We start from the raw sequence: 23,613 nt of genomic DNA, 5'->3' as shown, positions 1-23,613 counted from the left end.
GGCCCTTAGCAAAGGCTCTCATGGCATGCAACAACCTATCTTCCTGTGCGTTTTCTTTTCCACATCAGCAATCACCGGGGCGGAGCAGCGATGGAGGATGTCGGCATGTCGGCCCGATTTTGGTTATTCAGCATGGCAAGCGTCGGCGCGGCGCTGGTCGGCGGTTTGAGCCTTGGGCTTTACGCCACGACATCGCCGCGGGCCGTGGTCGCGGAATATGACGCTGGCAGCTTCGTTGTTGAAGAACCGCATGTGGCTATGCCGGACATGATGGTGCTGAATGGGCCGGAGGAAGTCAAATGCACGGGGTGCGGACCGACGTTGGCGGAAAGGCAGTTCCATGCCGCGTCAGCCTCCTGGGACGGCTATGACGATGCGACCGTGCGGGATTATGACGGGCAGGAACCAGGCCAGCCAGAGGACTTGCTGGCCGATTTAGACCGCCCCATGCATTCTTCGGCACATCAACTGCCTGAGGAAATAGAGCGATTTGCAAATGGCGATGGCTTTGCGCCGTACCCTGTGCGGGTCGCCCAAGGCGTTGCCACCGCGCACGGGCAGTTACAGCCGTCGATCGCGGTTCCCTGAGCGAATTCGGCCTTGTCCATGCACCCCGCGAAAGTAAGGGAGCGATCAACAAGGCCGAATGTGACGTCCCTTACTCGGCGGCAACGACCACTGGTGTGTCGCTCAACGGGTGAGTCAGGCGGTTTATCATTTCCTTCGGGCAGACCTGCCAGAAATAACGCCGCCAGCGATCCCAATCATCGAGGATCGTGTTTGACCATTTGCTGTCGGTGGTCACCGCATGTTCGGCGATCAGAGCCTTGAGCTGTGCTTCCCAATGGGCGCTGTCAAGCCGCTGCCAGACAATGCTTTCCGGGTTGGCCCGCGTGCCAAAACTGCCATCCTCGTCCAGGATGAAGGCCATGCCGCCGGTCATGCCTGCGCCGAAGTTCGCGCCAGTGCGCCCCAGGATCACCGCCGTGCCGCCGGTCATATATTCGCAGCCATTGGCGCCGCAGCCTTCGACCACCACCTGCGCGCCCGAATTGCGGACGGCGAAGCGTTCGCCCGCCTGGCCCGCCGCGAACAGCTTGCCCGCTGTCGCACCATATAGGACGGTGTTGCCGATGATGGTGTTGTCCTTGCTGGTCAGCGGCGAGGAAACGGTCGTGCGCACGACAATGGTGCCGCCCGACAGGCCCTTGCCAACATAGTCGTTGGCGTCGCCAAAGACTTCCAGCGTAATGCCCTTGCACAGGAACGCGCCCAGCGACTGACCCGCTGAGCCGCGCAGCCGCACGGTCAGGTGCCCGTCTGCCAGTGTCGACATGCCGAAACGTTCCGTGACGGCGGCGGACAGGCGGGTGCCCACGGCACGATGCGTGTTGCGGACCGTATAGGTCAGCTGCATCTTCTCGCCCCGTTCGAAGACGGCCTTGGCATCGCGCATCATCTGCGCGTCCAGGCTGTCGGGCACTTCGTTGCGCCATTCGGTCAGGCTGAAGCGCCGCTGGTCATCGGGCGCATCCACCTTGGCCAAAATCGGGTTGAGATCGAGGTCGTCCAGATGCTCGGCGCCACGGTTGATCTGCTTGAGCAGTTCGGTGCGACCGATCACCTCGTCGAGGCTGCGATAGCCCAGGCGCGCCAGGATTTCGCGTACTTCCTCGGCGATGAAGGTCATGAGGTTGATGACCTTTTCCGGCGTGCCGGTGAACTTCTCGCGCAGCTTTTCATCCTGCACGCAGACGCCTACGGGGCAGGTGTTGCTGTGGCACTGACGCACCATGATGCAGCCCATTGCTACCAGCGACAGCGTGCCGATGCCGAACTCTTCGGCACCCAGGATCGCGGCGATGACGATGTCGCGCCCGGTCTTGAGACCGCCGTCCGTGCGCAGCTTCACCCGATGGCGCAGACCGTTCAGCGTCAGCACCTGATTGGCTTCCGACAGGCCCATTTCCCATGGTGTGCCCGCATATTTGATCGACGTCTGGGGCGATGCGCCGGTGCCGCCGACATGGCCCGCGATCAGGATGACGTCGGCATGGGCCTTCGCCACGCCCGCCGCGACCGTGCCGATGCCCGCCTGGCTGACCAGCTTCACGCAGACCCGCGCGCGCGGGTTGATCATCTTGCAGTCGTAGATGAGCTGCGCCAGGTCCTCGATCGAATAGATGTCATGATGCGGCGGCGGTGAAATCAGCATTACGCCGGGCGTCGAATGGCGCAGTCGCGCGATGAACTCGGTGACCTTGAAGCCGGGGAGCTGGCCGCCCTCACCGGGCTTCGCGCCCTGTGCGACCTTGATCTCGATTTCCTCGGCGCTGCCCAGATATTCGGCATGAACGCCAAAGCGGCCGGACGCTATCTGCTTGATCACCGAATTGGCGTTATCGCCATTTTCATAGGGCTTGAAGCGGGTCGCGTCCTCGCCGCCTTCGCCTGAAACCGCCTTCGCGCCGATGCGGTTCATTGCGATCGCCAGCGTTTCGTGCGCTTCGGGGCTGAGCGCGCCTAGCGACATGCCCGGCGTGACGAAGCGCTTGCGGATTTCGGTGGTTGCCTCGACCTCGTCGATCGGCACGGCTTCGCGGGCGAAGTTGAACTCCAGTAGATCGCGCAGATAGACCGGCGGCAGGTCGCGCACGCCGCGCGCAAATTGCAGATAGGTCGAATAGCTGTCGGTCCCGACCGCCGTCTGCAACAGGTGCATCAGCTGCGCGGAATAGGCGTGGCTCTCCCCCCCATTGCGTTGACGATAGAAGCCGCCGACCGGCAGGCGCACGACCGCGCTGTCATAGGCCGTCTCGTGCCGCAGCACGGCATTATGATGCAGCGACGCATAGCCTTCGCCCGAAATCTTCGCGGGCATGCCGGGGAACAGGTCGTTGACGAGCGCGCGGGACAGGCCCACCGCCTCGAAATTATAGCCGCCGCGATAGCTGCTGATGACGGCAATGCCCATCTTGGACATGATCTTCAGCAGGCCTTCGTTGATCGCCGTGCGGAACCGTTCGAAGCAGGTTTCCAGCGTCAGATCGCCGAACAGGCCCCGTGCATGGCGATCTGCAATGCTTGCTTCGGCAAGATAGGCGTTCACCGTGGTTGCGCCGACGCCGATCAGCACCGCGAAATAATGCGTGTCCAGCGCTTCGGCGCAACGCACGTTGATTGATGCATAGCTGCGCAAGCCCTTGCGGACGAGATGGGTGTGCACCGCCGCTGCGGCCAGAACGCCTGCGATGGCGACCTTGCCCGAATTGACATGCTCGTCGGTCAGGAAGATTTCGGTCCGCCCTTCGCGCACGGCCTGCTCCGCTTCCTCGCGAATACGGGCGATGGCGGCGCGCAGTTGTTCCTGGCCGCCTTCCGCCGAAAAAGTGCAGTCGATTTCCGCTACAGCCGGGCCGAAATGCGCCTTCAGCCTGGCCCATTCGGACGAGGTCAGGACAGGCGAATCCAACACCAGCACATGGCTGTTCTGCGCTTCCTGTTCCAATATGTTGTGCAGGTTGGAAAAGCGCGTGCGCAGGCTCATCACATGGCGTTCGCGCAGGGAATCGATCGGCGGATTGGTGACCTGGCTGAAATTCTGCCGGAAGAAATGGCTGACGGTGCGCGGCTTGTCGGAAATGACGGCCAGCGGCGTGTCGTCGCCCATGGAGCCGATGGCTTCCTTCGCATCCTCGACCATGGGGGCGAGGATCAACTCCATATCTTCCAGCGTCAGGTTGGCGGCAACCTGGCGGCGCGTCAGTTCCGCCTTGTCCCACTGCGGCAGGCCACCTTGCGCCTGCGGCAGGTGGTCCATGCGCATGAAGTCCTTGATCAGCTCAGCATAAGGGCGTTCGCCTGCGATCTGGTCCTTGATCTCCCGGTCGTCGTAGAGCACGCCCTCGGCGAGATCGACTGCGATCATCTGCCCAGGACCCATGCGTCCCTTGCGGACGATGGTGGCTTCGGGGACGACGACCATGCCGGTTTCGGAACCCACGATCAGCAGATTGTCGCCCGTCAGCGTATAGCGCAGTGGACGCAGCGCGTTGCGATCGACACCCGCCACGACCCATCGGCCATCGGTCATCGCCAACGCGGCGGGGCCGTCCCACGGTTCCATTACCGAGGCGAGATATTCATACATGTCCATGTGCGACTGCGGCGTTTCGTTTGACGCAGCCTGCCATGCTTCGGGCACCAACATCAGCTTGGCCGTGGGCGCGTCGCGGCCGGAACGGCAGATCGCTTCGAACACGGCGTCCAACGCGGCGGTGTCGGATGCGCCAGCCGGGATCACGGGCTTTATGTCTTCGGAATGGTCCCCGAAGGCCAGCGAAGCCATCTTGATCTCGTGGCTCTTCATCCAGTTCTTGTTGCCACGGATCGTGTTGATCTCACCATTATGCGCCAGCGTGCGGAAAGGCTGGGCCAGCCACCATTGCGGGAAGGTGTTGGTCGAATAGCGTTGGTGGAAGATCGCGACCCGGCTTTCGAAGCGATCGTCCTGCAGGTCGGGGTAAAATACCGACAGCGATTCCGCGAGGAACAGCCCCTTGTAGATGATCGACCGGCATGACAGGCTACAGACGTAGAAATCCTGGATTTGCGCGGCGATGACCTTCTTCTCGATCCGGCGACGGATGAGGTAAAGGTCCTTTTCAAACTCCGCCTGATCGCGTTCTTCGGGCATTGGCCCGGCGATCATGATCTGCTCGATTTCCGGTCGCGTGCGCTGCGCCTTCTCGCCGATGACCGAAACATCGACCGGCACCTGGCGCCAGCCATAGATGGTGTAGCCTGCGTCGATGATCTCGCTTTCGACGATGGTGCGGCAGGTTTCCTGCGCGCTCAAATCGGTGCGCGGCAGGAAGATCATGCCGACGGCGAGGCGATTGGGCAGCGGCTTGTGACCCGAATCGGCAATGGCATCGTCAAAGAAGCGTACGGGCAGGTCGACATGGATGCCCGCGCCGTCGCCGGTTTTGCCATCCGCATCGACTGCGCCGCGGTGCCATACGGCCTTCAGCGCGTCGATCGCCGAAGCGACGACGCGGCGGCTCGGACGGCCATCCGTCGCGGCGACAAGGCCGACGCCGCAGGCATCGCCTTCCATCTCAGGATGATACATGCCCTCGGCGGCCAGGCGCGCGCGCTCTTCGGGGCTCGCCATGAAAGGGGTCAGGTCGGTCATCATTCGGTTCCTTCGTCACTTGCGACGGGCGCGTCATGCAGAACGCTCGCCTCGACACCCAACAGCTTTGCCAATTTGCCGCGTTCCTGCCGCGACAGGTCGGCGACCTTGCGGGGCGGCGGCAGGTCTTTCGTCGCTGCCTCGGCCTTCGCAGTCATTTCAGGCATCTTCTTCATCATCTCAGGCATCAAGGCCTGCATTTCGCTCATGATCTCCGGGTCCATGAACATCATCATGGATTCGCGCGCATAGAGGTCGCCAGTGGGCGTGCCGAAAAATGTTGCCAGTTCGCCAAGCTGCTTGCCGTCGAACTTGCGTGCATAGGCGCGTGTCAGTGCGTTGCGGACCTTGGGTTCGAACCCGTCCATCATGTCGACCATCGATCCCATCATCGCATCCATGCCCAGCTTCATGCGCTGGCGGAAATGGGGATCGATGATGGCGCTGATCTGTTCCATCGAGGATTCCTCAAGCGCCGCCAGCTTCTCTTCCGGCACACCGCCAATGTGGGCGAACTGAGCGATCGGCATCTTCATCATGCCGTCCATCATGCTGTCCATCATCTTGGACATGGTGCCATCCATCATCCGGCGATAGGTGCCGACCGGGAAGATTTTGTCCACGACCGGACGCGCAGCCGCCACCCGCGCGGCGTCAGGCGCGCCCTGCGCAAGGGCGGTCGGCGCGGCCAGCAGCGCCAACCCGATCAGAGAAAGGCGGAAAGCCAGCCTCACGCCGCTTGCCTTTCTCCGGCCGCCGCCTTCGCCTTGGCACGCAGATAGCGGTGCATATGCTCGGTCACGTCGCGGCCATCGCGGATCGCCCATACGACCAGCGAAGCGCCACGCACGATGTCGCCAGCGGCGAAAACGCCATCCATGCTGGTCATCATCGTCTTGTGATCGACGCGCAGCGTGCCCCAGCGCGTGACCGACAGGTCTTCCGCGCCGAACATCTTGGGCAGTTCTTCCGGGTCATAACCCAGGGCTTTGATCACAAGGTCGGCGTCCAGCGAATATTCGGTGCCCGGATCGGCCTCAGGCGCACGGCGACCTGATGCGTCGGGCTGGCCCAGACGCATCTTCGTCACTTTGACGCCTGTCACATGTTCCGTGCCTTCAAAGGCGATCGGAGCGGACAGCCAGACAAACTCGACGCCTTCTTCCTCGGCATTCTGCACTTCGCGTTGCGATCCCGGCATATTTTCCCGGTCGCGGCGATAGAGGCACTTCACCGAAGTCGCGCCCTGACGGATGGCGGTGCGGACGCAGTCCATCGCTGTGTCGCCGCCGCCGATGACGACGACCTTCTTGCCATTGGCATGCAGCGTGCCGTCCTCATGTTCGGGCACGAGGTCGCCGAACCCGGCCTTGTTGGAGGCGGTGAGGAAGTCGAGCGCCTTGACGATGCCCGGCGCGCCGACACCCGGCGCCTTTATGTCGCGCGGCTTGTAGACGCCGGTGGCGATCAGGATGGCGTCATGGCGTTCGCGCAATTCTTCCATCGTTGCGTCGCGGCCGACCTCAAACCCTTCATGGAAGATGATGCCGCCGTCCTTCAACCGCTGGACGCGGCGCATGACGACATCCTTTTCCAGCTTGAAGCCGGGAATGCCGTAGGTCAGCAGTCCACCCGCCCGGTCGTGCCGGTCGTAAACATGCACTTCATAGCCCGCGACGCGGAGATATTCGGCGGTCGTCAGGCCCGCTGGCCCAGCGCCGATGACGCCGACCGACTGGCCTAGCGACTTGCCGGGCGCCAGCGGTTCAACCCAGCCTTCTTTCCAGGCTGTGTCGGTGATGAATTTTTCCACGCTGCCGATGGTCACCGCACCGTGGCCCGAAAATTCGATCACGCAATTGCCTTCGCACAGACGATCCTGCGGGCAGATGCGGCCGCAGATTTCCGGCATGGTGCTGGTCAAATTGCTGAGTTCATAAGCCTCTCGCAGCCGTCCTTCCGCCGTCAGGCGCAGCCAGTCGGGAATATGGTTGTGCAGCGGGCAATGGGTCGAACAATAGGGCACGCCGCATTGCGAACAGCGCGCCGCCTGTTCTTCGGCCCTTTCGAGCAGGAAGCTGCGGCTGATTTCGAGAAAATCATCGGCGCGATCATCGGCCGAACGCTTCTCGGGATAGGCTTGGCCCGTTCCCACGAATTTCAGCATCGGAGTGTCAGCCATGATGAGTCCTACGAAAATGAAGTCAGTGGCGCACATAGCAGAAAAACCCGCAGAGTCACGGGGATTCTGCAGATTAGGTCATAATCAGTGACCTAATTTTACCGCTGATCCATGATAGTGGGATAATCCGGGTCGTTATCAAGGTTGGATAAGGTCCGTTTCGGCCCTATCTCCATGTGAGCCACAACAGGGCGCAGACACCGGCAATGATTCGATACCATGCAAACGGGGCGAATCCATGTCGGGAAACCAGGCCCACAAACCAGCGGATTACCAGCAGCGCCACGATGAAGGATACTATGAAGCCCAAGGCGATGCTGCCCCAGCCGACGGTAGCAGATGTGACCTGATCGCCCTTCTTGAGGAGCTCCAGCGTACTCGCTCCCACCATCGTTGGGACCGCGAGGAAGAAGCTGAATTCAGCGGCGGTCCGCCGTTCAACGCCGAGCGCCAATGCGCCCATGATGGTGGCGCCCGACCGGCTGACCCCCGGGATCATCGATATGCACTGGATGAAGCCGATGCCGATGACCTGCACCAACGGAATGTCCGCGATGCCATGAAAGCGCTCCGTCTTGACCATCCGTTCTATCAGCAGGATGGCCACGCCCCCGACGATCAGCGCCCAGGCGACCACCATGGGCGCGCCCAAAAGCATTTCGATATAGTCATGCACTGCCAGTCCGATCACCGCCGACGGGATGAAGGCGATCAGCAGGTTGCGCACGAAGCGCCAGCTGGCTGGTTCCTTGCCCAGCAGTCCCAGTGCTACGGCCCAGAATGTGCGCCAATATAGCACGACCACTGCCAGGATCGCGCCCAACTGGATGATGATGTTGAACATCGCCCAGGTCGATGCGTCATAGCCCAGCAGCTCGCTGGCCAGAATAAGATGGCCGGTCGATGAAACCGGCAGGAATTCCGTCAGCCCTTCGACAATGCCCAGCAGGATTACCGTCAGATAATGCAGGTCCATGGGCGTGTCTGATCCTTGGTGCTGGAAAGGAGGGTTGCCCCGGAGGCGGGGTAGCTCGAATAGCTGCCCTATTGTGCAGAAGCGAAGGCCGGGCGCAATGTGGTTGCGCGCACGGTCGGTCGCGTACGCCTGTCGCCCCGCCGAAGAAAGGCGGGGCCAGGGCGGACGCCATCGCTCAGGCTTTTACGCGCCCGGCAAAACGCCCGTGACGCCGATAGCGTATCAGCCAGTTTTCGGCGACCGCCTCCATGGGCGTGGCCGCAACGCCCAGTTCGGCGAGGCCCGGCGCGCTGGTGGACATAATATTGTCCTTTTGGAGCATCGCATATTGGTCGCGGGTGATGGGCGCGCCGGGCAGAAAGCCCAGCCCGGCAATAAATGAGGCGATCGATGATGGCACCGCGATCAGTGGGCGCTGGCGTCCGATGGTCTTGGCGATCCAGCGGTTCAGTTCCATCATGCTGAGCTGCTCTGGCCCGCCCAGTTCATAGGTCTTGCGGCCATGAAGGGCGGGATTATCAATTGCCTGGATAATCGCCTGCGCGACGTCTCCGACAAAGACCGGTTGGAACTTAGTTTCAGCCCCGATCACCGGCACGACCGGAAAGCTGCTGATCAACTGGGCAAAGCGATTGAGAAACTGATCTTCGGGGCCGAACAGGATGGACGGGCGGATGATCGTCGCCTGCGGGAAAGCAGCCATGACCGCTGCTTCGCCCGCCGCCTTTGACCGGCCATAGGCCGACGGGCTTTGCGGGTCGGCTCCGATTGCGGAGACATGGACCAGCGCCCGGACGTCGGCGTCAGCCGCCGCCTTGGCGACATTGGCCGCGCCGTCATGATGCGATCCTTCGAAATCGCCGTTCAGCACGCCGACCAGGTTGATCACCATATCGCTGCCAGCAATGGCGTGCGCGACGCTCTGCGGCTTGCGGATATCGGCGGCGACGAACTGCTTCTGGCCAAGGCCGCCCAGAGGTTGCACCCGCATTGCCGACGCCAGATCGCGCTGCGCAATGCGCACGCGAGCGCCGCGCTCCATCAATGCCTGAGCGACATGCCGACCCAGGAAGCCGCCGCCGCCAAAGACTGTAACCAGACTGTCCTTCATCGCGTGTTCCATGCCTGTCCTGATTGGGGAGATGACCTTGATTTCCCCTTGCAACAGCCGCCGCCCGCTGACAACCGCTGCGACAGCGGGCGCGTTCCTTTTTTAGCCCATCCAGCCCTGAAGATCTGCGATCATCCATAGGCCCAGCCCAAGGAACAGCAGCGCCGCAGCGACCTGAAGCGCCCGCATCGGCACTTTTTTCGCTAGCGCCTCGCCAAACAGCACCGCGGGGACGTTGGCGATCATCATGCCCAATGTCGTCCCGGCTGTAACCGCGAACAGATTTTCAAACTGCGCGCCCAGCGCCACAGTGGCGATCTGGGTCTTGTCGCCCATTTCGACCAGAAAAAACGCAACCAGCGTGGTGACGAACACACCTGCCCCGCCGGGAGCCTTGAGCGGTTCATCCGCATCGAAGGTATCGGGGATCAAGGTCCAGCCCGCCATCAGGACGAAACTCGCCGCGACTGCATAGCGAAACCACTGCTGGTCCAGCACATCCGCGACGGAGTGGCCGACGAGGGCGGCGAGGAAATGATTGGCAAGCGTCGCCACCAATATGCCCAGGATGATCGGGAGCGGACGACGAAAGCGGGTGGCGAGCAGCATCGCCAGCAACTGCGTCTTGTCGCCCATTTCAGCGAGCGCGACGAGGGCCGTGGAGGTAGTCAGGGCTTCCATGAGCGAATATCCGGGCCGGGCGATCAGTGAATGACGCAATGCCACCGCCTCTTCCCGCCCGGCCGGACAAGGAAAAGTCGATACCATTGGTCTCGCCCGATGCGGACGCCGGACGATTGCCCGGTGTTTTCCACATCCCGCATGCCACGACCTCTCGGCCGAATATGTTGACATACGGCCCGCCCAATCGGACGGCTGGCTACTCCCCAGATGACGGTTGGCGTCCTATAGACGATTTCGTGCGGGCGCAAGTTGGGTCGGCTTCGTCACGCCTCAAGGCTCGCCATTCGACTCCTGCATCCGTCGTTCGGCGAACCATTGCTCCAGCATTTTGGCGGTGCAGCCGGAAAAGCCGTTGCTGCCGATTGCAGAACAGCTGCCCGGCAAAGTCTGCCGCTGGGCCTGCTCCATCGTCGCCACCTGGCTTCCCCAGCCGGGACCGCCGGAAGGTGCAGGCTTTTCTCTCAATTTCTTTGGAATGCGGTAGCGCTCGGACTCCGGCTTGCGGGCGCAGACGATGATCTCGTCCCCTTCGCCCTGAGGGCAGGGGTCGTCGCCATAGACTATGAGGTTGAAAACCTTGTTGGGCGGCTCCGCATGGGTCGGCGCGGCCAGAGGCAGCAGGAGCGCAGTCAACGCGGGGTAAGCGAGGAAACGCATTGGCAAAAATCCTTCAAATCCCCTGTCGCGCCGAAATGCCCCCTGCCGATCCCCGTGCTTGAAGCGACCCGCCCCTCTGGAAGAGGTCAGGGCGCCGTCGTTTGCGGCGTGGGCTGTTGGCTTGCTGCGGATGCCTTCGCCTTTTCCTCGGCGATGGCGCGTGCCTCAATCTCACGGCTGTCAGCGTCGATGGTGGACAGTCGCCGTCCTCGTTCGGCTTCGACCAAATCCTTCCAGCTCGCATTGTCGGCCTGCTGCCGTTCCGCCTTGGCAAGGCGCGCCAACTGCGAAAAACATCCGGTGAAACCGCCTGGTCCGGTTGCCGAACAGCTTTCCGTGCCGGTCCGCCCGACATATTCCATTGACCTGACCCGTTCGCCCCATGCCTGGTTTGCGGGTGCATTGGGGTCACCGCGCAGCGGTTCGGGGATACGATAGCGTTCTTCCTCTCCCTTGCGTGCGCACACGACAATGTCGCTGCCTGCGCTTTGCGGACAGGCGTCATCACCATAGACGATCACCAGATTGACCCGTTCCGATCCAGTGTTCCCAGCGGGGACGGCGCGCGCGGGTTCCTGCGATGGGCCCGCTTGCTGGGCGGATGCGGGGAGGGCGGCTGTCGCCATCAGCATCGCAGCGAAGATCCGTGTCATGTTCATATCTTATGTCTCCTCAGATCCGCTTCGACAGCGCGATGGCGGCGCGGCAACCCAGCCGAATGGCGCCCGACAACAGGGGGTAAGCAATCGCCTGTTCCGCGCCATGGGCGATGGCGATGTCGCGATGCTCAAGCTCCTCGGCCTGAAAATCCGCGATGGTGGCGGTAAGTTCCGGGTCGTCGGCGCCCAAACTCTCCAGCTGTTCGCCATAATGGCGGTCGATTTCCGTCTCGATGGCCGCAGTGCAGGCCATGGCCGCGCGCGGACCGATCGCGGCGGTCACCGCGCCCAGCGCAAAACCGGCGACGTTCCAGATCGGCCGCAACGCCGTCGGTCGCACGCCCCGATCCACGATCATCGCGTCAAAGATGCGGCGGTGACGTTCCTCCTGGGCCTGCATCCCCGCGATCACGCGGGAGTCGGGATGACGGTCGCCCATCACCGCGAGTTGCCCGGCATAGATGCGCGCCGCGCCGAACTCACCCGCCTGATCCACGCGCAGCATGGAACTGCGCTGCTGCGCGGTGGCCTTGCGGCCGGGGCGTGGGAAATCGCGGGGAGCGCTCATGCCTGTTTCCTTCCCTTGATCAGCAGGATCAAGATGGCGAGCGCCGCCGCCCCGGACAAGAGGCCGTTATAGCCCGCCAGCGATATGCCCAGCAGGGTCCACGGCGCGACGTCGCACCGGGTGATCGGTGCCGCCATGATCTGGCTCAATATGTCGGCAGACCCGCCGCTGGCGGGTGTTGTCGAACAGGCGGTGAGTCCTTCCCACCAGCCATATTCGACGCCCGCATGAAACAGGCCTATGCCGCCGCTGACGCCGATGGCCAGTCCCGCAAGCCCTGCGAACAGGGCGCTGAGGCACGGTCGCCGCTTCAATGCATAGGCGATCAGCGCCAGGGGCACTGCGGCCATATGTGGATAGCGCTGCCACCAGCACATTTCGCATGGATGCAGCCCGCCCAGATATTGGGAAGCGTAAGCGCCCCCCAGCAGCAGCAGGGGAACGACCAGGGCAAGGGCGCGGGCGAGGGGCAGCGTCTTCATACCGCTCGCTTAAACGCCCGCGCGCCTTTCGTCATGCTGAACTTGCCGTCATCCAGAACTGCGCTGCGCTGGATCAGGCTGTCCCGTCTCAAGCGTTCAGCGGGCAGGCTTGCGAACAGGCGCCGCCTGCGCCATCGGGGTGGCCGACCTCGCATCAAGGCGGCCAATAGTCTTGAGCGCATAGTCCAGCTGGAAGTCCTCGATCCCCTTCTTCTTCAGCTCCTCCGCCGTGGCGGTGAAGCGTGGATCGGCCTTCACATCCTCCTCCAGCGCGGAATTGTCGCTCTTGATCTCATTGATCAAATGACGACGCAGGTCGCTTTCGCGGAATTTGGGGCGGTTCTTGTAATCAGGGTCGGACAGTTGCGGCACGCGGACGTCGGGCTCGATCCCGCCTTCCTGAACTGACCGGCCTGCAGGCGTATAATAGCGCGCCGTTGTCAGCTTCAGCGCCGTGGTGTTGGTCAGCGGCAGCATGGTCTGCACGCTGCCCTTGCCAAAGCTGCGTTCGCCCATGACCAGCGCGCGGTGCTGGTCCTGAAGCGCGCCTGCCACGATTTCGGAGGCGGATGCCGACCCCGCATCGACCAGAACGATCACGGGCAGGCCCTTGGCGTCGTCACCGGGCTTTGCATAATAGCGCTCAACATCACCCTTGTTGCGTCCGCGTTGCGACACGATTTCGCCGCGCTCCAGGAAGCTGTCGCTGACCGCTACCGCTTCGTCCAGCAAGCCGCCGGGATTGGATCGCAGATCAAGGATGTAGCCCGTCGGCTTGCCGCCCGCCGCCTTGTCGATGCTGCGGATTGCCTGGCGCAGGTCCGCTCCGGTGTTGGCGGAGAAGCTGACGATCGTTATCACGCCGACATTGTTCTTCACTTCCCACTTCACGGGCTTCAGCTCGATGATCTCACGCGTCAGGGTAAGTTCGATAGGCTTGTCGCGGCCCGGTCGCACGATCGTCAGCTTGATCGATGTACCCGGTGCGCCGCGCATCTTGTCGACGGCCTCGTCCAGAGTGCCGCCATAGATAAGCTGCCCGTCCAGATGCGTGATATAATCGCCCGCCTTGATCCCCGCGCGCCAGGCCGGTGTATCCTGCGTCGGTGCGATCACCTTGACCGCGCCATCCTCCTGCGTGACCGACAGGCCCAGGCCACCATAGCTGCCCTCTGTCTGGGTGCGCAGATTCTGGAAATCGCGCGCGTCAAGGAAGCTGGAATGGGGATCCAGACTGGCCAGCATGCCGTCGATGGCGCCCTTTATCAGCTTTTGGTCGTCCACCTTTTCCACATAGTCGCTGCGGACTTTCTGGAACACATCCATGAACTCGTCGAGCGCCTTATAGCTGCTCGCTTCCCCGTCGGCGAGCGCGGCGGTCGTGGCGGGAATGAGCGCGAGCGCGCCGAGGGCGAGCGCGCCCCGGAAGAAATTGGAAGTCATTGCTGTCCTGAGTCCTGGCATCTGGCGGTCAATATAGGCGCGTTTACGAACGGACGCAAAAAGGCATGGTCGCATTTTTTCTCAGACGCCGTTGCAGCGGTCCATTGGCGGTCGACGCCCTGCCACGGGGAGGGAATGAAGCCATTAGATCGCGCTGCGTTTAGTCGGACGCAGGTCGCGCGCTCTAGTTTTTTGTTATCGCATCCTTTTAAGCGCAAAACCGGTTCCCACTTTTGCGCAGGATGCTCTAGCCGCTCACCAGCGGCACGATATCCACGGGACGGCCATTGCGGCGCAATTCCACCGTGATGCTGGGCCGCCCCGGTCCAGCATTGCCGATAGGGTCGCCCTGCCGCAAGGTGTCGCCGACCGTGACGTTCATCCGCAACAGGCCTGTGATCAGGCTTGTCCATCCATTGCCATGGTCAATGATCGCAATCTGCCCATAGCCGCGATAAGGCCCGGCGAAGGCGACCCGCCCGGCTGTCGGCGCAACAGCCAGCGCGCCTGCCTGGGTGACAATGGTGAGGCCGCGAGAACGCACCCCGCTTTCCGACATTTCCCCCATGCCGGTGACCAGCTGCCCCATGACCGGCATGCGATAGGCTGGCGGGCCGCCTGTGATCCTTTCCCGCGACGGAGCGGTGGCGGGAGCCAGATGGGGCTGGGCGGGTCGCAACGTCGGTCCTGGCAGCTGCGCCAGTTCCTCCCGCAAATCTCCCGCCGCCTCGATCCTGTCCATCAGGTCGACAATGTCGCGCGCACGTTCGCCCAGCGCCAGGGCGCGGTCGCTTTCAAGCCCGGCGCTCGATTGATAGTCCTTCTCAGCCAACCGCTTGCGTGTTTCCAGCGCCCGCAGCGCGGTTTGCCGGTCGCGCAGGTCGGCGCGACTTTGCGCCAGCGCTCCTGCTGCCTGCTCCGCCGTATTGCGCAGGGCGCGACTGCGCTCCAGTTCGGCGCGCAAGCCTGCTGTCCGCGTCTGGATCACTGGCAGGACCTGGCTCAGGACCGCGCGCATATGTACCGCGTCGCTGATCGTTCCAGGCTGCACCAGCGCCAGCGCGAGCGGACGGCGTGCGATCATCTGCAGCGCGGCGGTCAGGCGTATGACGGGTTCTTGCTTGGCCGCCAGCCGCTCCGCCTGGGCGCGTTGCAGCCTGGAGATGATGGCGATGCGCGCCTGCGCCGCCTGGATGTCTGCTTCGGCCTGCTGGATGCGGGCAGCCATCGCGGCGGCGCTGCGACGGGCCTGTTCGGCTTCGTCCCTGGCGGCGCGCGCCTGCTGTTCCAGCCGTTCGGACCGGTCGCGCGCCTGTTCGGATTGCAGGCGCGCCGCCCTCAGCGCGCCTTGCTCCTGTTGCAGGCTGGTCCGCCCGGTGCCCTGAAGGATGATCCCCGGCTTCTGTGCCGCGATCAGGCCTGTCGTGCCCGCGATGCCCGCTGTTGCGGTCATTAACGCCGCGATGATCGCCGACCGTCTCAATCTGTCCCCCGGATGCCGCCCCTGTGCGGAGTGGGGAAGATGTCTAGGCGCAAACCCACCCGCATGTCGAGCGGGGGCGGGGCGCTACAACTCCGGCTCGCTTCATCCTTCCCGGTGATAGGGGTGTCCCGCAAGGATCGAGCAGGCACGCCACAGCTGTTCGGCCAGCATCGCTCGCGCCATCATGTGGGGCCATGTCATTGCGCCGAACGCGATCAGCAGGTCGGCGTTAGCACGTTCAACGTCGCCAAAGCCGTCCGCCGCGCCGATCAGAAACCGGCATTCGCGCGTGCCTGCGTCGCGCCATCCTTCGATCCGGCGGGCGAAATCCAAAGAGCCGAGCTGCCGACCCTTTTCATCGAGCATAATGGTGACCGTGCCAGCGGGTGCGGGCGGCAGCTTTCCGCCGCGGTCGGGCAGTTCGGTGATCTTGTGCGGCATGGTCAGTCGCTTCATATAGCGGTCGACCAATTCTGTTTCGGCTGAACGCCCAATCTTTCCGCGCGCGATAATGTGGAGCAGCATGTCCTGCTCCCTAGGTCCTCACGCGGCGATTGTCGAACCTGGGTTCAGGCGGTGCCTGCCACCGGCGCATCGACAAAGCCCCACATCCGTTCCAGATTGTAGAAGCTGCGCACTTCGGGCCTAAACAGGTGCACGATGACGTCTCCGGCGTCGATCAGCACCCAGTCGGCGACCGGCAACCCTTCCACCCGTGCGGAACGGCCCGTGGACTGCTTGATCCGTTCGGCAAGCTTTTGCGCCATGGAGGCGACCTGTCGCGACGAACGACCGCTAGCGATCACCATGTGATCGGCGATGCTGCTTTTGCCTTCCAAGGGGATAGAGATGGTTTCCTGCGCCTGGTCGTCGTCAAGCGACTGAAGGACTAGGGCGTGCAGGGCGGCAACGCTGTCGGCGTCATGCGCCGTGTCGTTGGCGGGCTGGGTTCTGGTCAAAGAGGCTCCATTCTAGACAATCAGCCGACGCGTGAGCGGGTCGCGCACACGTGCATGTTCATACTCGCGATGCCAGAGAGGGTCGGCCTGCCGTAACAGGGTCGCCGATCTTGGATCAGGGCGAAAGCGCAAAAGCACAAGTGCCGGCGGTCTCCACTCCGTCCAGTCTGCACTCTGGCGCGCGGGCCGGACGAAACGCCGCAGCCAGGCCATGGCCACAGAGCCATGGGCTGCACTATCATAGGATGGACGGGCGATCACCGCAATGGGCATTCGTCGCGCGATACCGCGCCAAGCCTTCCACTGGCCGAATTGTGCTAGATTATCCGCCCCCATCAGCCAGATGAATCGATCACGCGGATAGCGGGCGGACAAGCGGCGCAGCGAATCGACAGTATAACGCGTGCCCAGCGTGCGCTCGACTGCCGTCGGTCGGATGGGGGCCCGACGCGCGATTTTCCTGGCGTGCTGCAATCTCGCGGTCAGCGGCGCCATCCCGGTCGAGCGTTTCAGCGGGTTGCCGGGAGAAACGAGCCACCATATTTCATCAAGACTGAGCGCCTGGGCGGCAAACAGCGAAATTGCCCGATGGCCACCATGCGCTGGATTGAAGGAGCCGCCCAATAGGCCAATGCGTGCCATCCCCAGCCCATGCCACCGTGAGGCTTTTCACGCAATCCGAAGCTTCGTTCCGACTTTAATAGCTGGCTAACTATCAATGTGAACCCAGCTGAAATCTCGCGGATCGCCTATTCCGCGATGCTGGGCAGCGCGTCTAACGGTCGCAGGGCTTCAGGAGAGGCGGGTTCACGCACTAGCGCTTCGACCGGCTCCAACTGTTCCAGTTCCTTGCCACCCGTTTCGATGTTGAGGTCGCGCAACTTGCGCCCGGTGACCAGCACTCGACCTTCGAAACTACCGACAAACGCGTTATAATCACCCACGGCCCCCGTCAGCCGGTTGCCCAGTTTCCGAAGCGAAGTCGCCGCGCCCGCCAGCCTTTCATAAAGCTCCTTGCCCAGTGCGCCGATGCGCTTGGCCTCGTCAGCCATTTTTTCCTGCCGCCATACCGCCGCGACTGTCCGGGCGATTGCGATCAGATTAGTCGGGGTCGCGAGCAATACCCGTTTGGCAAAGGCGTGATCCCATAGTCGAGGATCATGTTCCAGCGCGGCGGACAAGAAATGCTCGCCCGGCACGAACATGATCACATAGTCGGGCGCTTCATCAAACTGGTCAGCATAGCTTTTTCGCCCCAGCGTATCGACATGGGCGCGCATTGCGTTGGCATGGGCCGTCAGCAGCCGGTTACGTTCATCCTCACCTTCGGCTCCATAAGCATCCTGATAGGCGTTGAGTGATACCTTGGCGTCAATGACCAGCGATCGCCCTCCCGGCACGCGGAGGATGGCGTCTGGCCGCAGCCGTCCATCCTCGCCCTCAACGCTCACTTCCGTGTGGAAATCGACATGTTCCGATAGGCCGCAGGTTTCCAGCACGTTGCGTAACTGCTGCTCGCCCCAGCGGCCGCGTGCCTTGGGAGCATGCCGCAGCGAATCGACTAGCCGCTGCGCCTCGGCGCGCACCGCTTCCTGACCGGTGCGCATGGATTCGATCTCGCCGCGCAGGATGCCATAGGCTTCGGTCCGCTGCTGTTCGATCTGCGTGATTTTCAGGTCGTAGCGCTGAATTGTCTCATTGACCGGATGGAGCAGTTGCTTGAGTTGCGCTTCGCTTTTCTCATGCGCCTGCGTCATCCGCTGGTCCGCACGCTCCAGAAAATGGGTCTGCGCCTGTTGCAGCAGCTTGCCGCCAATCTCGCTGAACTGCGCGGAAAGCTGTTCCTTGGCATCCTTCAATGCGACAATCTGCGCCTCGAACGCTTCGGCTCGCGCCTGCGTATCGGACCGTAGGGCAGCCAAGTCGCGGCCCGCCGCCTCGCGCGCCGTCCGTTCCTCTTCCAATCGTCCCGCAAGCTCAGCCGCCTGCGCCGCGCGATCCTGCGCTACCACCAGTTCCTGCAAAGCCGCATTGCGCTGTGCCGTGATACTGTCCAGCTTCGCGGTAAGCTCCGTCTTTTCAGCGCTGGCAGTGGCAAGGGCCTTCCCCCGCAGCAGCCACCCGACCCCAATCCCAGCGAGCGAGGCTGCAATAATCAGCAGGGCGATCAGGCTGTCCATAATGTCACCTTCTTAGAACGAAAGGTGAACCTAGCGGTCAGCCTTGGTCGCTGCAAGGCTTCTGCATTAGTCAGCCCAGAAACATAGGGCCGAGACCGCCAGATGAGCGTCACGATGGACGCTGTCGATATGCATCCACGGCAAATCAGCGTGAGATCACTCCCACTCGATCGTGCCGGGTGGTTTGGACGTATAGTCGTAGACCACGCGATTGATGCCCTTGACCTCGTTTATGATGCGGGTCGCAACGCGGCTCAGGAAGGCGGCGTCGAAGGGATAGATGTCCGCGGTCATGCCGTCGGTAGAGGTGACCGCTCGCAGCGCGCAAACGCAGTCATAGGTGCGATGGTCGCCCATCACCCCGACCGTACGCACCGGCAGCAGCACCGCGAATGCTTGCCAGATTGCGTCGTACAGCCCGGCGTTGCGGATTTCCTCCAGATAGACGGCATCGGCCTTGCGCAGAATGTCGCAACGTTCCTTGTTGACCTCGCCAGGGATGCGAATGGCGAGGCCCGGTCCGGGGAAGGGATGGCGGCCGACGAAGACGTCCGGCAGCCCCAATTCCCGGCCCAGTTCGCGCACTTCATCCTTGAACAGCTCGCGCAACGGCTCGACCAGCTTCATGTTCATCCGTTCGGGCAGGCCCCCGACATTGTGATGGCTCTTGATCGTCACTGACGGCCCGCCCGTGAAGCTGACGCTCTCGATGACGTCGGGATAGAGGGTGCCCTGCGCCAGGAAGGCTGCGCCGCCGATCTTCCTGGCCTCATCCTCGAACACGTCGATGAAGGTTTTGCCGATGAACTTGCGCTTGGCTTCGGGGTCGGTGACGCCCTCCAGCCCCTTCATGAACAGCGTTTCCGCGTTCACATGGACCAGCGGGATATTGTAGCTGCCCCGGAACAGCGATACGACCTGTTCGGCCTCTCCGCTGCGCATCAGGCCGTGATCCACGAAGACGCAGGTCAGTTGGTCGCCGATTGCCTCATGGATCAACACGGCGGCAACCGCGCTGTCGACGCCGCCCGACAGGCCGCAGATCACCTTGCCGTCGCCCACCTGCGCGCGAATTTCCGCAATTTTGGTGGCGCGGAACTCGGCCATGGTCCAGTCGCCTTTCAGGCCACAGACATGGCGAGCGAAATTGGCGATCAGTTTTGCGCCGTCGGGCGTGTGCACGACTTCGGGGTGGAACTGCGTTGCGTAAAAGCGCTTTTCCTCGTTCGCGGTCATGGCGAAGGGCGCGCCCTCACTCACCGCCACTGCTTCAAAGCCGGGGGCGAGGTGGGTCACCTTGTCCCCATGGCTCATCCACACCTGATGCCGGTCACCTACGGCCCACAGACCGTCAAACAGGGCGCAACGCTTCTTCACTTCGATGAAGGCGCGGCCGAACTCCCCGCTTTCGCCGCCTTCGACCTGACCGCCCAGCTGCTGCATCATCGTCTGCTGGCCATAGCAGATGCCCAGGATCGGAACGCCTGCGTCGAAGAAATGGTGCGGCGCGCGCGGGCTGTCGTCCCACATCACTGATGAAGGGCCGCCCGACAGGATGATGCCTTTAGGCTTCATGCGGTCAAAGGCTTCGGCGGCGCTGTTGAAAGGGGCAATTTCGGAATAGACGCCTGCTTCACGCACGCGCCGGGCGATCAGCTGCGTCACCTGGCTGCCGAAATCCACGATGAGGATGGAATCCTGAAGGGGCAGCGTCATCGAATCGCCTTTATGAACCGGAGAGAATGGAATGTGGCGCGGTTAGTGCGTGGCGTCGCCCTTGTCCAGCAAAGGCGCATCCCGACGCCGCCCGGTTGCCCACCCCAGCACCGCCCCGGCAGCCAGCACAGCCGCCGCCATCAGGAAGGCGCTGCCGATGAAAGGCAGCGCCGGATCCTCCCCTACCGATGCCGAATAGACCGCGCCGAAAAACAGCGGCGACATGATGCCTGCGACTGATCCGACGCTATTATTCGCACCCTGCAACTGGCCCTGTTCGGATTCCGACACGCGCCTTGTCATCAAGGACTGGATGGTCGGCATGGCAAGACCCCATAGCGCGCTGGGGAACATGGCGACGACGAACAGCCAGCCCGTAGGCGCAAGCCCCATCGCGGCCAGCCCGATGGCGCCAAAGGTCAGGCCGATGACCATGGTCTGACGGTCGCCCAGCCGCTTCACCACCGGACCCACCAGCAGGCCCTGCACGCACATGTCGATCGCGCCGACCAGTGCCAGCACGGCGCCCACCTGCCACGGTCCCCATCCATAGCGTTCCCCGGCATAGAGTACGAACACGGCGGAAAACAGGTGGTGGCCGAAATGCAGCAGGAAGTTGACGCCTGCCAGACCCGACAAATCGGGGTGGGAGCGTAGCAGCCTGAGCGCGCCGAACGGATTGGCCCGCCGCCAGGAAAACGCCATGCGCTTGGCCGGGTCCAGCGATTCCGGCAATACGAATAGGCCGTAGAGAAATGCCATGCCGGACAGTGCCGCCGCGACCCAGAAGGGCGCGCGCAAAGAGATTTCGCCCAGAACGCCGCCTAGCAGCGGTCCAGCGACGAAGCCGCCGCTGAACGCCGCCCCGATCAACCCATAGCCGCGTGCGCGCTTTTCGGGCGGAGTGACGTCGGCCATATAGGCAAAGGTCGATGTGAAGCTGGATGATGTGATCCCGCCCAGTATGCGCCCGATGGCCAGCCACCAGAGACTGGGAGCGAGCGCCATCAGCAGAAAGTCGAGCGCAAGGCCCGCGACTGAAATCAGGATCACCGGTCGTCGCCCGAAACGGTCGGACAGGGATCCGATTACGGGCGAACACAGAAATTGCATTGACGCCCACATCGCTACGAACAGCCCGTTCCACAAACCGATCGCGCTGGTCGATCCGGCCAGTTCTTCAATCAGTTGGGGCAGGACCGGGATGATGATGCCCATCGACATGACGTCGAGCAGGGCGGTCACCAGGATGAAGACCATCGCGGCTGAACGGTGGGGGGATGACGAAGGGGGCATGCAGCGGAAACTCCTGATCGTTTCGCCGCCTAGAACATTTTAACTGTCGGGGGAAACCGTGGATTGAACCGGCGAGGAGGGAGCCAGCCGATTTTCGTGGCGGTTTCGATTTTTTCGGCGGGAACAGGCGGAGCTTGAAGTGTCAGGCAGGCCAGCCGCCAAAAAAGAAGGGCTGCCGTTCCATAGAACCGCAGCCCGTTCCTGTAGTGTTTCGCCCTTGAGAGAGCGGGCTAGCCGATCAAGCGGCTTCCAACTCGTCCGCTTCGGCGTTCTGGATCGGGCCGGAATCCTTGCCCTTGGCTTCCATGTCGCGGTCGACCAGTTCGATGATCGCGATCGGGGCGGCGTCAGATGCGCGGAAGCCTGCCTTGATCACGCGGGTGTAACCGCCGTTGCGGCCAGCATAGCGTTCGGCCAGCACTTCGAACAGCTTCACCAGCTGGGTATCGTCCTGGAGGCGGGCGTGGGCCAGACGGCGGTTCGACAGGCCACCCTTCTTGGCAAGGGTGATCAGCTTTTCGACGTAGGGACGCAGTTCCTTCGCCTTGGGCGTGGTGGTCAGGATCTGCTCATGCTTGATGAGCGAGGCAGCGAGGTTGCGGAGCAGCGAGTTACGATGCCCGGCGCTGCGCTGCAGCTTACGATGACCAACTTTATGACGCATGTCTTGTTCCTTCGTTCGTTAAGGACCCGTGTGAGGTAGCCCAGACCAGGCGGCAATCCGGGGCGCCGCCATTCCCCTGCCTAAAAAACAGGCAAAGTTCACACCGTTCCTGGAGTGAAATTCCAGAGATCCGGCCCCCCTCTCTCCAGCTTGGCCGGGGAGAGGGGGCGGGGATCAGCCCAGCAGCTCCTGTTCGAGCTTCTTGGCCATTTCCTCGATATTTTCCGGCGGCCAGCCGGGGATGTCCATGCCCAGGCGCAGGCCCATGGACGACAGCACTTCCTTGATTTCGTTCAGCGACTTGCGGCCGAAATTGGGGGTGCGCAGCATCTCGGCTTCGGTCTTCTGGACCAGATCGCCGATATAGATGATGTTGTCGTTCTTGAGGCAGTTCGCCGAACGGACAGACAGTTCCAGCTCGTCCACCTTCTTGAGCAGATAGCGGTTGATCTGGTTGGTGTCGCTTTCGCCCTCGGCAGCGGCCGAAGCAGCGGCGCCAGCAGCCGGAGCGGCGACGGGCAGCGCGTCTTCGAAGTGGACGAACAGCTGGAGCTGGTCCTGCAGGATGCGGGCGGCATAAGCGACCGCGTCTTCCGGCGTGACGGTGCCATCGGTTTCGATGGTCAGCGACAGCTTGTCATAGTCCAATTCCTGGCCGACGCGGGTGTTGTCGACCTTGTAGGCAACCTGGCGGACCGGCGAATAGAGCGCGTCGATCGGGATGAGGCCGATTGGCGCGTCAGCCGGACGGTTGGCAACGGCGGGGACATAGCCCTTGCCGATGTCGGCGGTCAGTTCCATGTTCAGGGTCGCGCCCTGATCAAGGTGGCAGATCACCAGGTCCGGGTTCATCACTTCGATGTCGCCCACGGTGGTGATGTCGCCAGCCTTCACTTCGCCGGGACCGGTAGCGCTCAGCTGCAGCCGCTTGGGACCATCGCCTTCCATCTTCAGCGCGACCTGCTTGATGTTGAGGACGATGTCCGTCACATCTTCACGCACGCCGGCGAGGGATGAGAATTCATGCAGTACGTTCTCGATCTTGATCGAGGTGACCGCCGCGCCCTGGAGCGAGGATAGAAGAACACGGCGCAGCGCGTTGCCGAGCGTCAGGCCAAAGCCGCGCTCCAAAGGTTCGGCGATAAAAGTCGCCTTCCGCCTGCCGTCGCCCGAAACCTTGATCTCAAGGCTGTTGGGCTTCTTCAATTCCTGCCAGTTCTTCATGTTGACAGTCATGTATTTCCCCTGGGGATGAGGCCGAAACGTTTAAATCCTGGACCCAGACAGGACGTTCGGCCGATGCAAATGGGTGAACGGGCGGCGCGTCCGCCGCCCGCCAACAAGCCTCGCGTCGAA

General features: G+C 62.6%; 21 protein-coding genes and 1 riboswitch. Of the genes, 1 reads left to right on the top strand and 20 read right to left on the bottom strand.

Features of this window, described 5'->3' with window-relative positions:
• The first annotated feature begins 105 nt into the window (after window positions 1-105).
• Window positions 106-588: a hypothetical protein gene (locus ACI3KQ_RS04945; RefSeq protein WP_404955347.1), complete on the top strand. Its 483-nt coding sequence runs from the start codon at window positions 106-108 to the stop codon at window positions 586-588.
• 70 nt (window positions 589-658) lie between these two features.
• On the opposite strand, the gene gltB is transcribed toward ACI3KQ_RS04945, so the two are convergent.
• From gltB to ACI3KQ_RS04845, 20 genes are all read right to left on the bottom strand, one after another.
• Complete coding sequence (gltB, locus tag ACI3KQ_RS04940; RefSeq protein WP_404955345.1) at window positions 659-5,197, bottom strand: glutamate synthase large subunit; 4,539 nt, start codon at window positions 5,195-5,197, stop codon at window positions 659-661.
• A complete protein-coding gene (locus ACI3KQ_RS04935; protein ID WP_404955343.1) occupies window positions 5,197-5,931 on the bottom strand; it encodes a DUF2059 domain-containing protein in 735 nt (244 codons plus the stop codon). Before ACI3KQ_RS04935 ends, gltB begins: the two co-directional genes overlap by 1 nt.
• On the bottom strand, window positions 5,928-7,379 hold the full coding sequence (locus ACI3KQ_RS04930) for an NAD(P)-dependent oxidoreductase (protein ID WP_404955342.1): 1,452 nt from the start codon (window positions 7,377-7,379) through the stop codon (window positions 5,928-5,930). Before ACI3KQ_RS04930 ends, ACI3KQ_RS04935 begins: the two co-directional genes overlap by 4 nt.
• Window positions 7,380-7,545: 166 nt before the next feature.
• A complete protein-coding gene (locus ACI3KQ_RS04925; RefSeq protein ID WP_404955339.1) occupies window positions 7,546-8,355 on the bottom strand; it encodes an undecaprenyl-diphosphate phosphatase in 810 nt (269 codons plus the stop codon).
• A 175-nt stretch (window positions 8,356-8,530) separates the two neighbouring features.
• Window positions 8,531-9,466, bottom strand: coding sequence for a complex I NDUFA9 subunit family protein (locus tag ACI3KQ_RS04920; protein WP_404955337.1), 936 nt, complete (start codon window positions 9,464-9,466; stop codon window positions 8,531-8,533).
• A 102-nt stretch (window positions 9,467-9,568) separates the two neighbouring features.
• The gene (locus ACI3KQ_RS04915) at window positions 9,569-10,147 is read right to left on the bottom strand and encodes a TMEM165/GDT1 family protein (RefSeq protein ID WP_404955334.1); all 579 of its coding nucleotides are present in this window, start codon (window positions 10,145-10,147) and stop codon (window positions 9,569-9,571) included.
• A 98-nt stretch (window positions 10,148-10,245) separates the two neighbouring features.
• Window positions 10,246-10,368, bottom strand: a riboswitch (yybP-ykoY riboswitch).
• 52 nt (window positions 10,369-10,420) lie between these two features.
• The gene (locus ACI3KQ_RS04910; RefSeq protein ID WP_404955332.1) at window positions 10,421-10,807 is read right to left on the bottom strand and encodes a hypothetical protein; all 387 of its coding nucleotides are present in this window, start codon (window positions 10,805-10,807) and stop codon (window positions 10,421-10,423) included.
• Between the two features lie 86 nt (window positions 10,808-10,893).
• Window positions 10,894-11,460, bottom strand: coding sequence for a hypothetical protein (locus ACI3KQ_RS04905; RefSeq protein ID WP_404955477.1), 567 nt, complete (start codon window positions 11,458-11,460; stop codon window positions 10,894-10,896).
• Window positions 11,461-11,479: 19 nt separating this feature from the next.
• Window positions 11,480-12,034 carry a demethoxyubiquinone hydroxylase family protein gene (locus tag ACI3KQ_RS04900; protein ID WP_404955330.1) on the bottom strand — a complete coding sequence of 185 codons (555 nt, stop codon included), beginning with the start codon at window positions 12,032-12,034 and terminating at the stop codon, window positions 11,480-11,482.
• Window positions 12,031-12,516 (bottom strand): disulfide bond formation protein B, encoded by a 486-nt coding sequence (locus tag ACI3KQ_RS04895; RefSeq protein WP_404955328.1) that lies wholly within the window; start codon window positions 12,514-12,516, stop codon window positions 12,031-12,033. Before ACI3KQ_RS04895 ends, ACI3KQ_RS04900 begins: the two co-directional genes overlap by 4 nt.
• A 96-nt stretch (window positions 12,517-12,612) precedes the next feature.
• Window positions 12,613-13,959, bottom strand: coding sequence for a S41 family peptidase (locus tag ACI3KQ_RS04890; protein WP_404955326.1), 1,347 nt, complete (start codon window positions 13,957-13,959; stop codon window positions 12,613-12,615).
• Between the two features lie 247 nt (window positions 13,960-14,206).
• Window positions 14,207-15,412, bottom strand: coding sequence for a murein hydrolase activator EnvC family protein (locus tag ACI3KQ_RS04885; protein ID WP_404955324.1), 1,206 nt, complete (start codon window positions 15,410-15,412; stop codon window positions 14,207-14,209).
• A gap of 132 nt (window positions 15,413-15,544) precedes the next feature.
• Complete coding sequence (locus ACI3KQ_RS04880) at window positions 15,545-15,967, bottom strand: 23S rRNA (pseudouridine(1915)-N(3))-methyltransferase RlmH (protein WP_404955322.1); 423 nt, start codon at window positions 15,965-15,967, stop codon at window positions 15,545-15,547.
• A gap of 44 nt (window positions 15,968-16,011) precedes the next feature.
• A complete protein-coding gene (rsfS, locus tag ACI3KQ_RS04875; RefSeq protein WP_404955319.1) occupies window positions 16,012-16,401 on the bottom strand; it encodes a ribosome silencing factor in 390 nt (129 codons plus the stop codon).
• Window positions 16,402-16,413: 12 nt separating this feature from the next.
• On the bottom strand, window positions 16,414-17,043 hold the full coding sequence (locus ACI3KQ_RS04870; RefSeq protein ID WP_404955317.1) for a nicotinate-nucleotide adenylyltransferase: 630 nt from the start codon (window positions 17,041-17,043) through the stop codon (window positions 16,414-16,416).
• Between the two features lie 107 nt (window positions 17,044-17,150).
• Window positions 17,151-18,581, bottom strand: coding sequence for a DNA recombination protein RmuC (gene rmuC / locus ACI3KQ_RS04865; protein ID WP_404955315.1), 1,431 nt, complete (start codon window positions 18,579-18,581; stop codon window positions 17,151-17,153).
• A gap of 156 nt (window positions 18,582-18,737) precedes the next feature.
• Window positions 18,738-20,297 (bottom strand): glutamine-hydrolyzing GMP synthase, encoded by a 1,560-nt coding sequence (gene guaA, locus ACI3KQ_RS04860; RefSeq protein ID WP_404955313.1) that lies wholly within the window; start codon window positions 20,295-20,297, stop codon window positions 18,738-18,740.
• A 42-nt stretch (window positions 20,298-20,339) separates the two neighbouring features.
• Window positions 20,340-21,593, bottom strand: coding sequence for a TCR/Tet family MFS transporter (locus tag ACI3KQ_RS04855; protein ID WP_404955311.1), 1,254 nt, complete (start codon window positions 21,591-21,593; stop codon window positions 20,340-20,342).
• Window positions 21,594-21,831: 238 nt separating this feature from the next.
• Complete coding sequence (gene rplQ / locus ACI3KQ_RS04850; RefSeq protein WP_404955310.1) at window positions 21,832-22,257, bottom strand: 50S ribosomal protein L17; 426 nt, start codon at window positions 22,255-22,257, stop codon at window positions 21,832-21,834.
• Window positions 22,258-22,431: 174 nt separating this feature from the next.
• The gene (locus ACI3KQ_RS04845; RefSeq protein ID WP_404955308.1) at window positions 22,432-23,493 is read right to left on the bottom strand and encodes a DNA-directed RNA polymerase subunit alpha; all 1,062 of its coding nucleotides are present in this window, start codon (window positions 23,491-23,493) and stop codon (window positions 22,432-22,434) included.
• Between the last annotated feature and the right edge of the window lie 120 nt (window positions 23,494-23,613).

This window comes from Sphingobium sp. ZW T5_29 (genome assembly GCF_044987515.1).
GTDB lineage: Bacteria > Pseudomonadota > Alphaproteobacteria > Sphingomonadales > Sphingomonadaceae > Sphingobium.
This window is presented reverse-complemented; position numbering and strand designations above follow the sequence as displayed.

Coding starts and splice junctions, on each gene's coding strand:
- ACI3KQ_RS04945 (WP_404955347.1), top strand. CDS start 106: ATGTCGGCCCGATTTTGGTTATTCAGCATGGCAAGCGTCGGCGCGGCG.
- gltB (WP_404955345.1), bottom strand. CDS start 5,197: ATGACCGACCTGACCCCTTTCATGGCGAGCCCCGAAGAGCGCGCGCGC.
- ACI3KQ_RS04930 (WP_404955342.1), bottom strand. CDS start 7,379: ATGGCTGACACTCCGATGCTGAAATTCGTGGGAACGGGCCAAGCCTAT.
- ACI3KQ_RS04925 (WP_404955339.1), bottom strand. CDS start 8,355: ATGGACCTGCATTATCTGACGGTAATCCTGCTGGGCATTGTCGAAGGG.
- ACI3KQ_RS04920 (WP_404955337.1), bottom strand. CDS start 9,466: ATGAAGGACAGTCTGGTTACAGTCTTTGGCGGCGGCGGCTTCCTGGGT.
- ACI3KQ_RS04915 (WP_404955334.1), bottom strand. CDS start 10,147: ATGGAAGCCCTGACTACCTCCACGGCCCTCGTCGCGCTCGCTGAAATG.
- ACI3KQ_RS04910 (WP_404955332.1), bottom strand. CDS start 10,807: ATGCGTTTCCTCGCTTACCCCGCGTTGACTGCGCTCCTGCTGCCTCTG.
- ACI3KQ_RS04905 (WP_404955477.1), bottom strand. CDS start 11,460: ATGACACGGATCTTCGCTGCGATGCTGATGGCGACAGCCGCCCTCCCC.
- ACI3KQ_RS04900 (WP_404955330.1), bottom strand. CDS start 12,034: ATGAGCGCTCCCCGCGATTTCCCACGCCCCGGCCGCAAGGCCACCGCG.
- ACI3KQ_RS04895 (WP_404955328.1), bottom strand. CDS start 12,516: ATGAAGACGCTGCCCCTCGCCCGCGCCCTTGCCCTGGTCGTTCCCCTG.
- ACI3KQ_RS04890 (WP_404955326.1), bottom strand. CDS start 13,959: ATGACTTCCAATTTCTTCCGGGGCGCGCTCGCCCTCGGCGCGCTCGCG.
- ACI3KQ_RS04885 (WP_404955324.1), bottom strand. CDS start 15,412: ATGACCGCAACAGCGGGCATCGCGGGCACGACAGGCCTGATCGCGGCA.
- ACI3KQ_RS04880 (WP_404955322.1), bottom strand. CDS start 15,967: ATGCTGCTCCACATTATCGCGCGCGGAAAGATTGGGCGTTCAGCCGAA.
- ACI3KQ_RS04870 (WP_404955317.1), bottom strand. CDS start 17,043: ATGGCACGCATTGGCCTATTGGGCGGCTCCTTCAATCCAGCGCATGGT.
- rmuC (WP_404955315.1), bottom strand. CDS start 18,581: ATGGACAGCCTGATCGCCCTGCTGATTATTGCAGCCTCGCTCGCTGGG.
- guaA (WP_404955313.1), bottom strand. CDS start 20,297: ATGACGCTGCCCCTTCAGGATTCCATCCTCATCGTGGATTTCGGCAGC.
- ACI3KQ_RS04855 (WP_404955311.1), bottom strand. CDS start 21,593: ATGCCCCCTTCGTCATCCCCCCACCGTTCAGCCGCGATGGTCTTCATC.
- rplQ (WP_404955310.1), bottom strand. CDS start 22,257: ATGCGTCATAAAGTTGGTCATCGTAAGCTGCAGCGCAGCGCCGGGCAT.
- ACI3KQ_RS04845 (WP_404955308.1), bottom strand. CDS start 23,493: ATGACTGTCAACATGAAGAACTGGCAGGAATTGAAGAAGCCCAACAGC.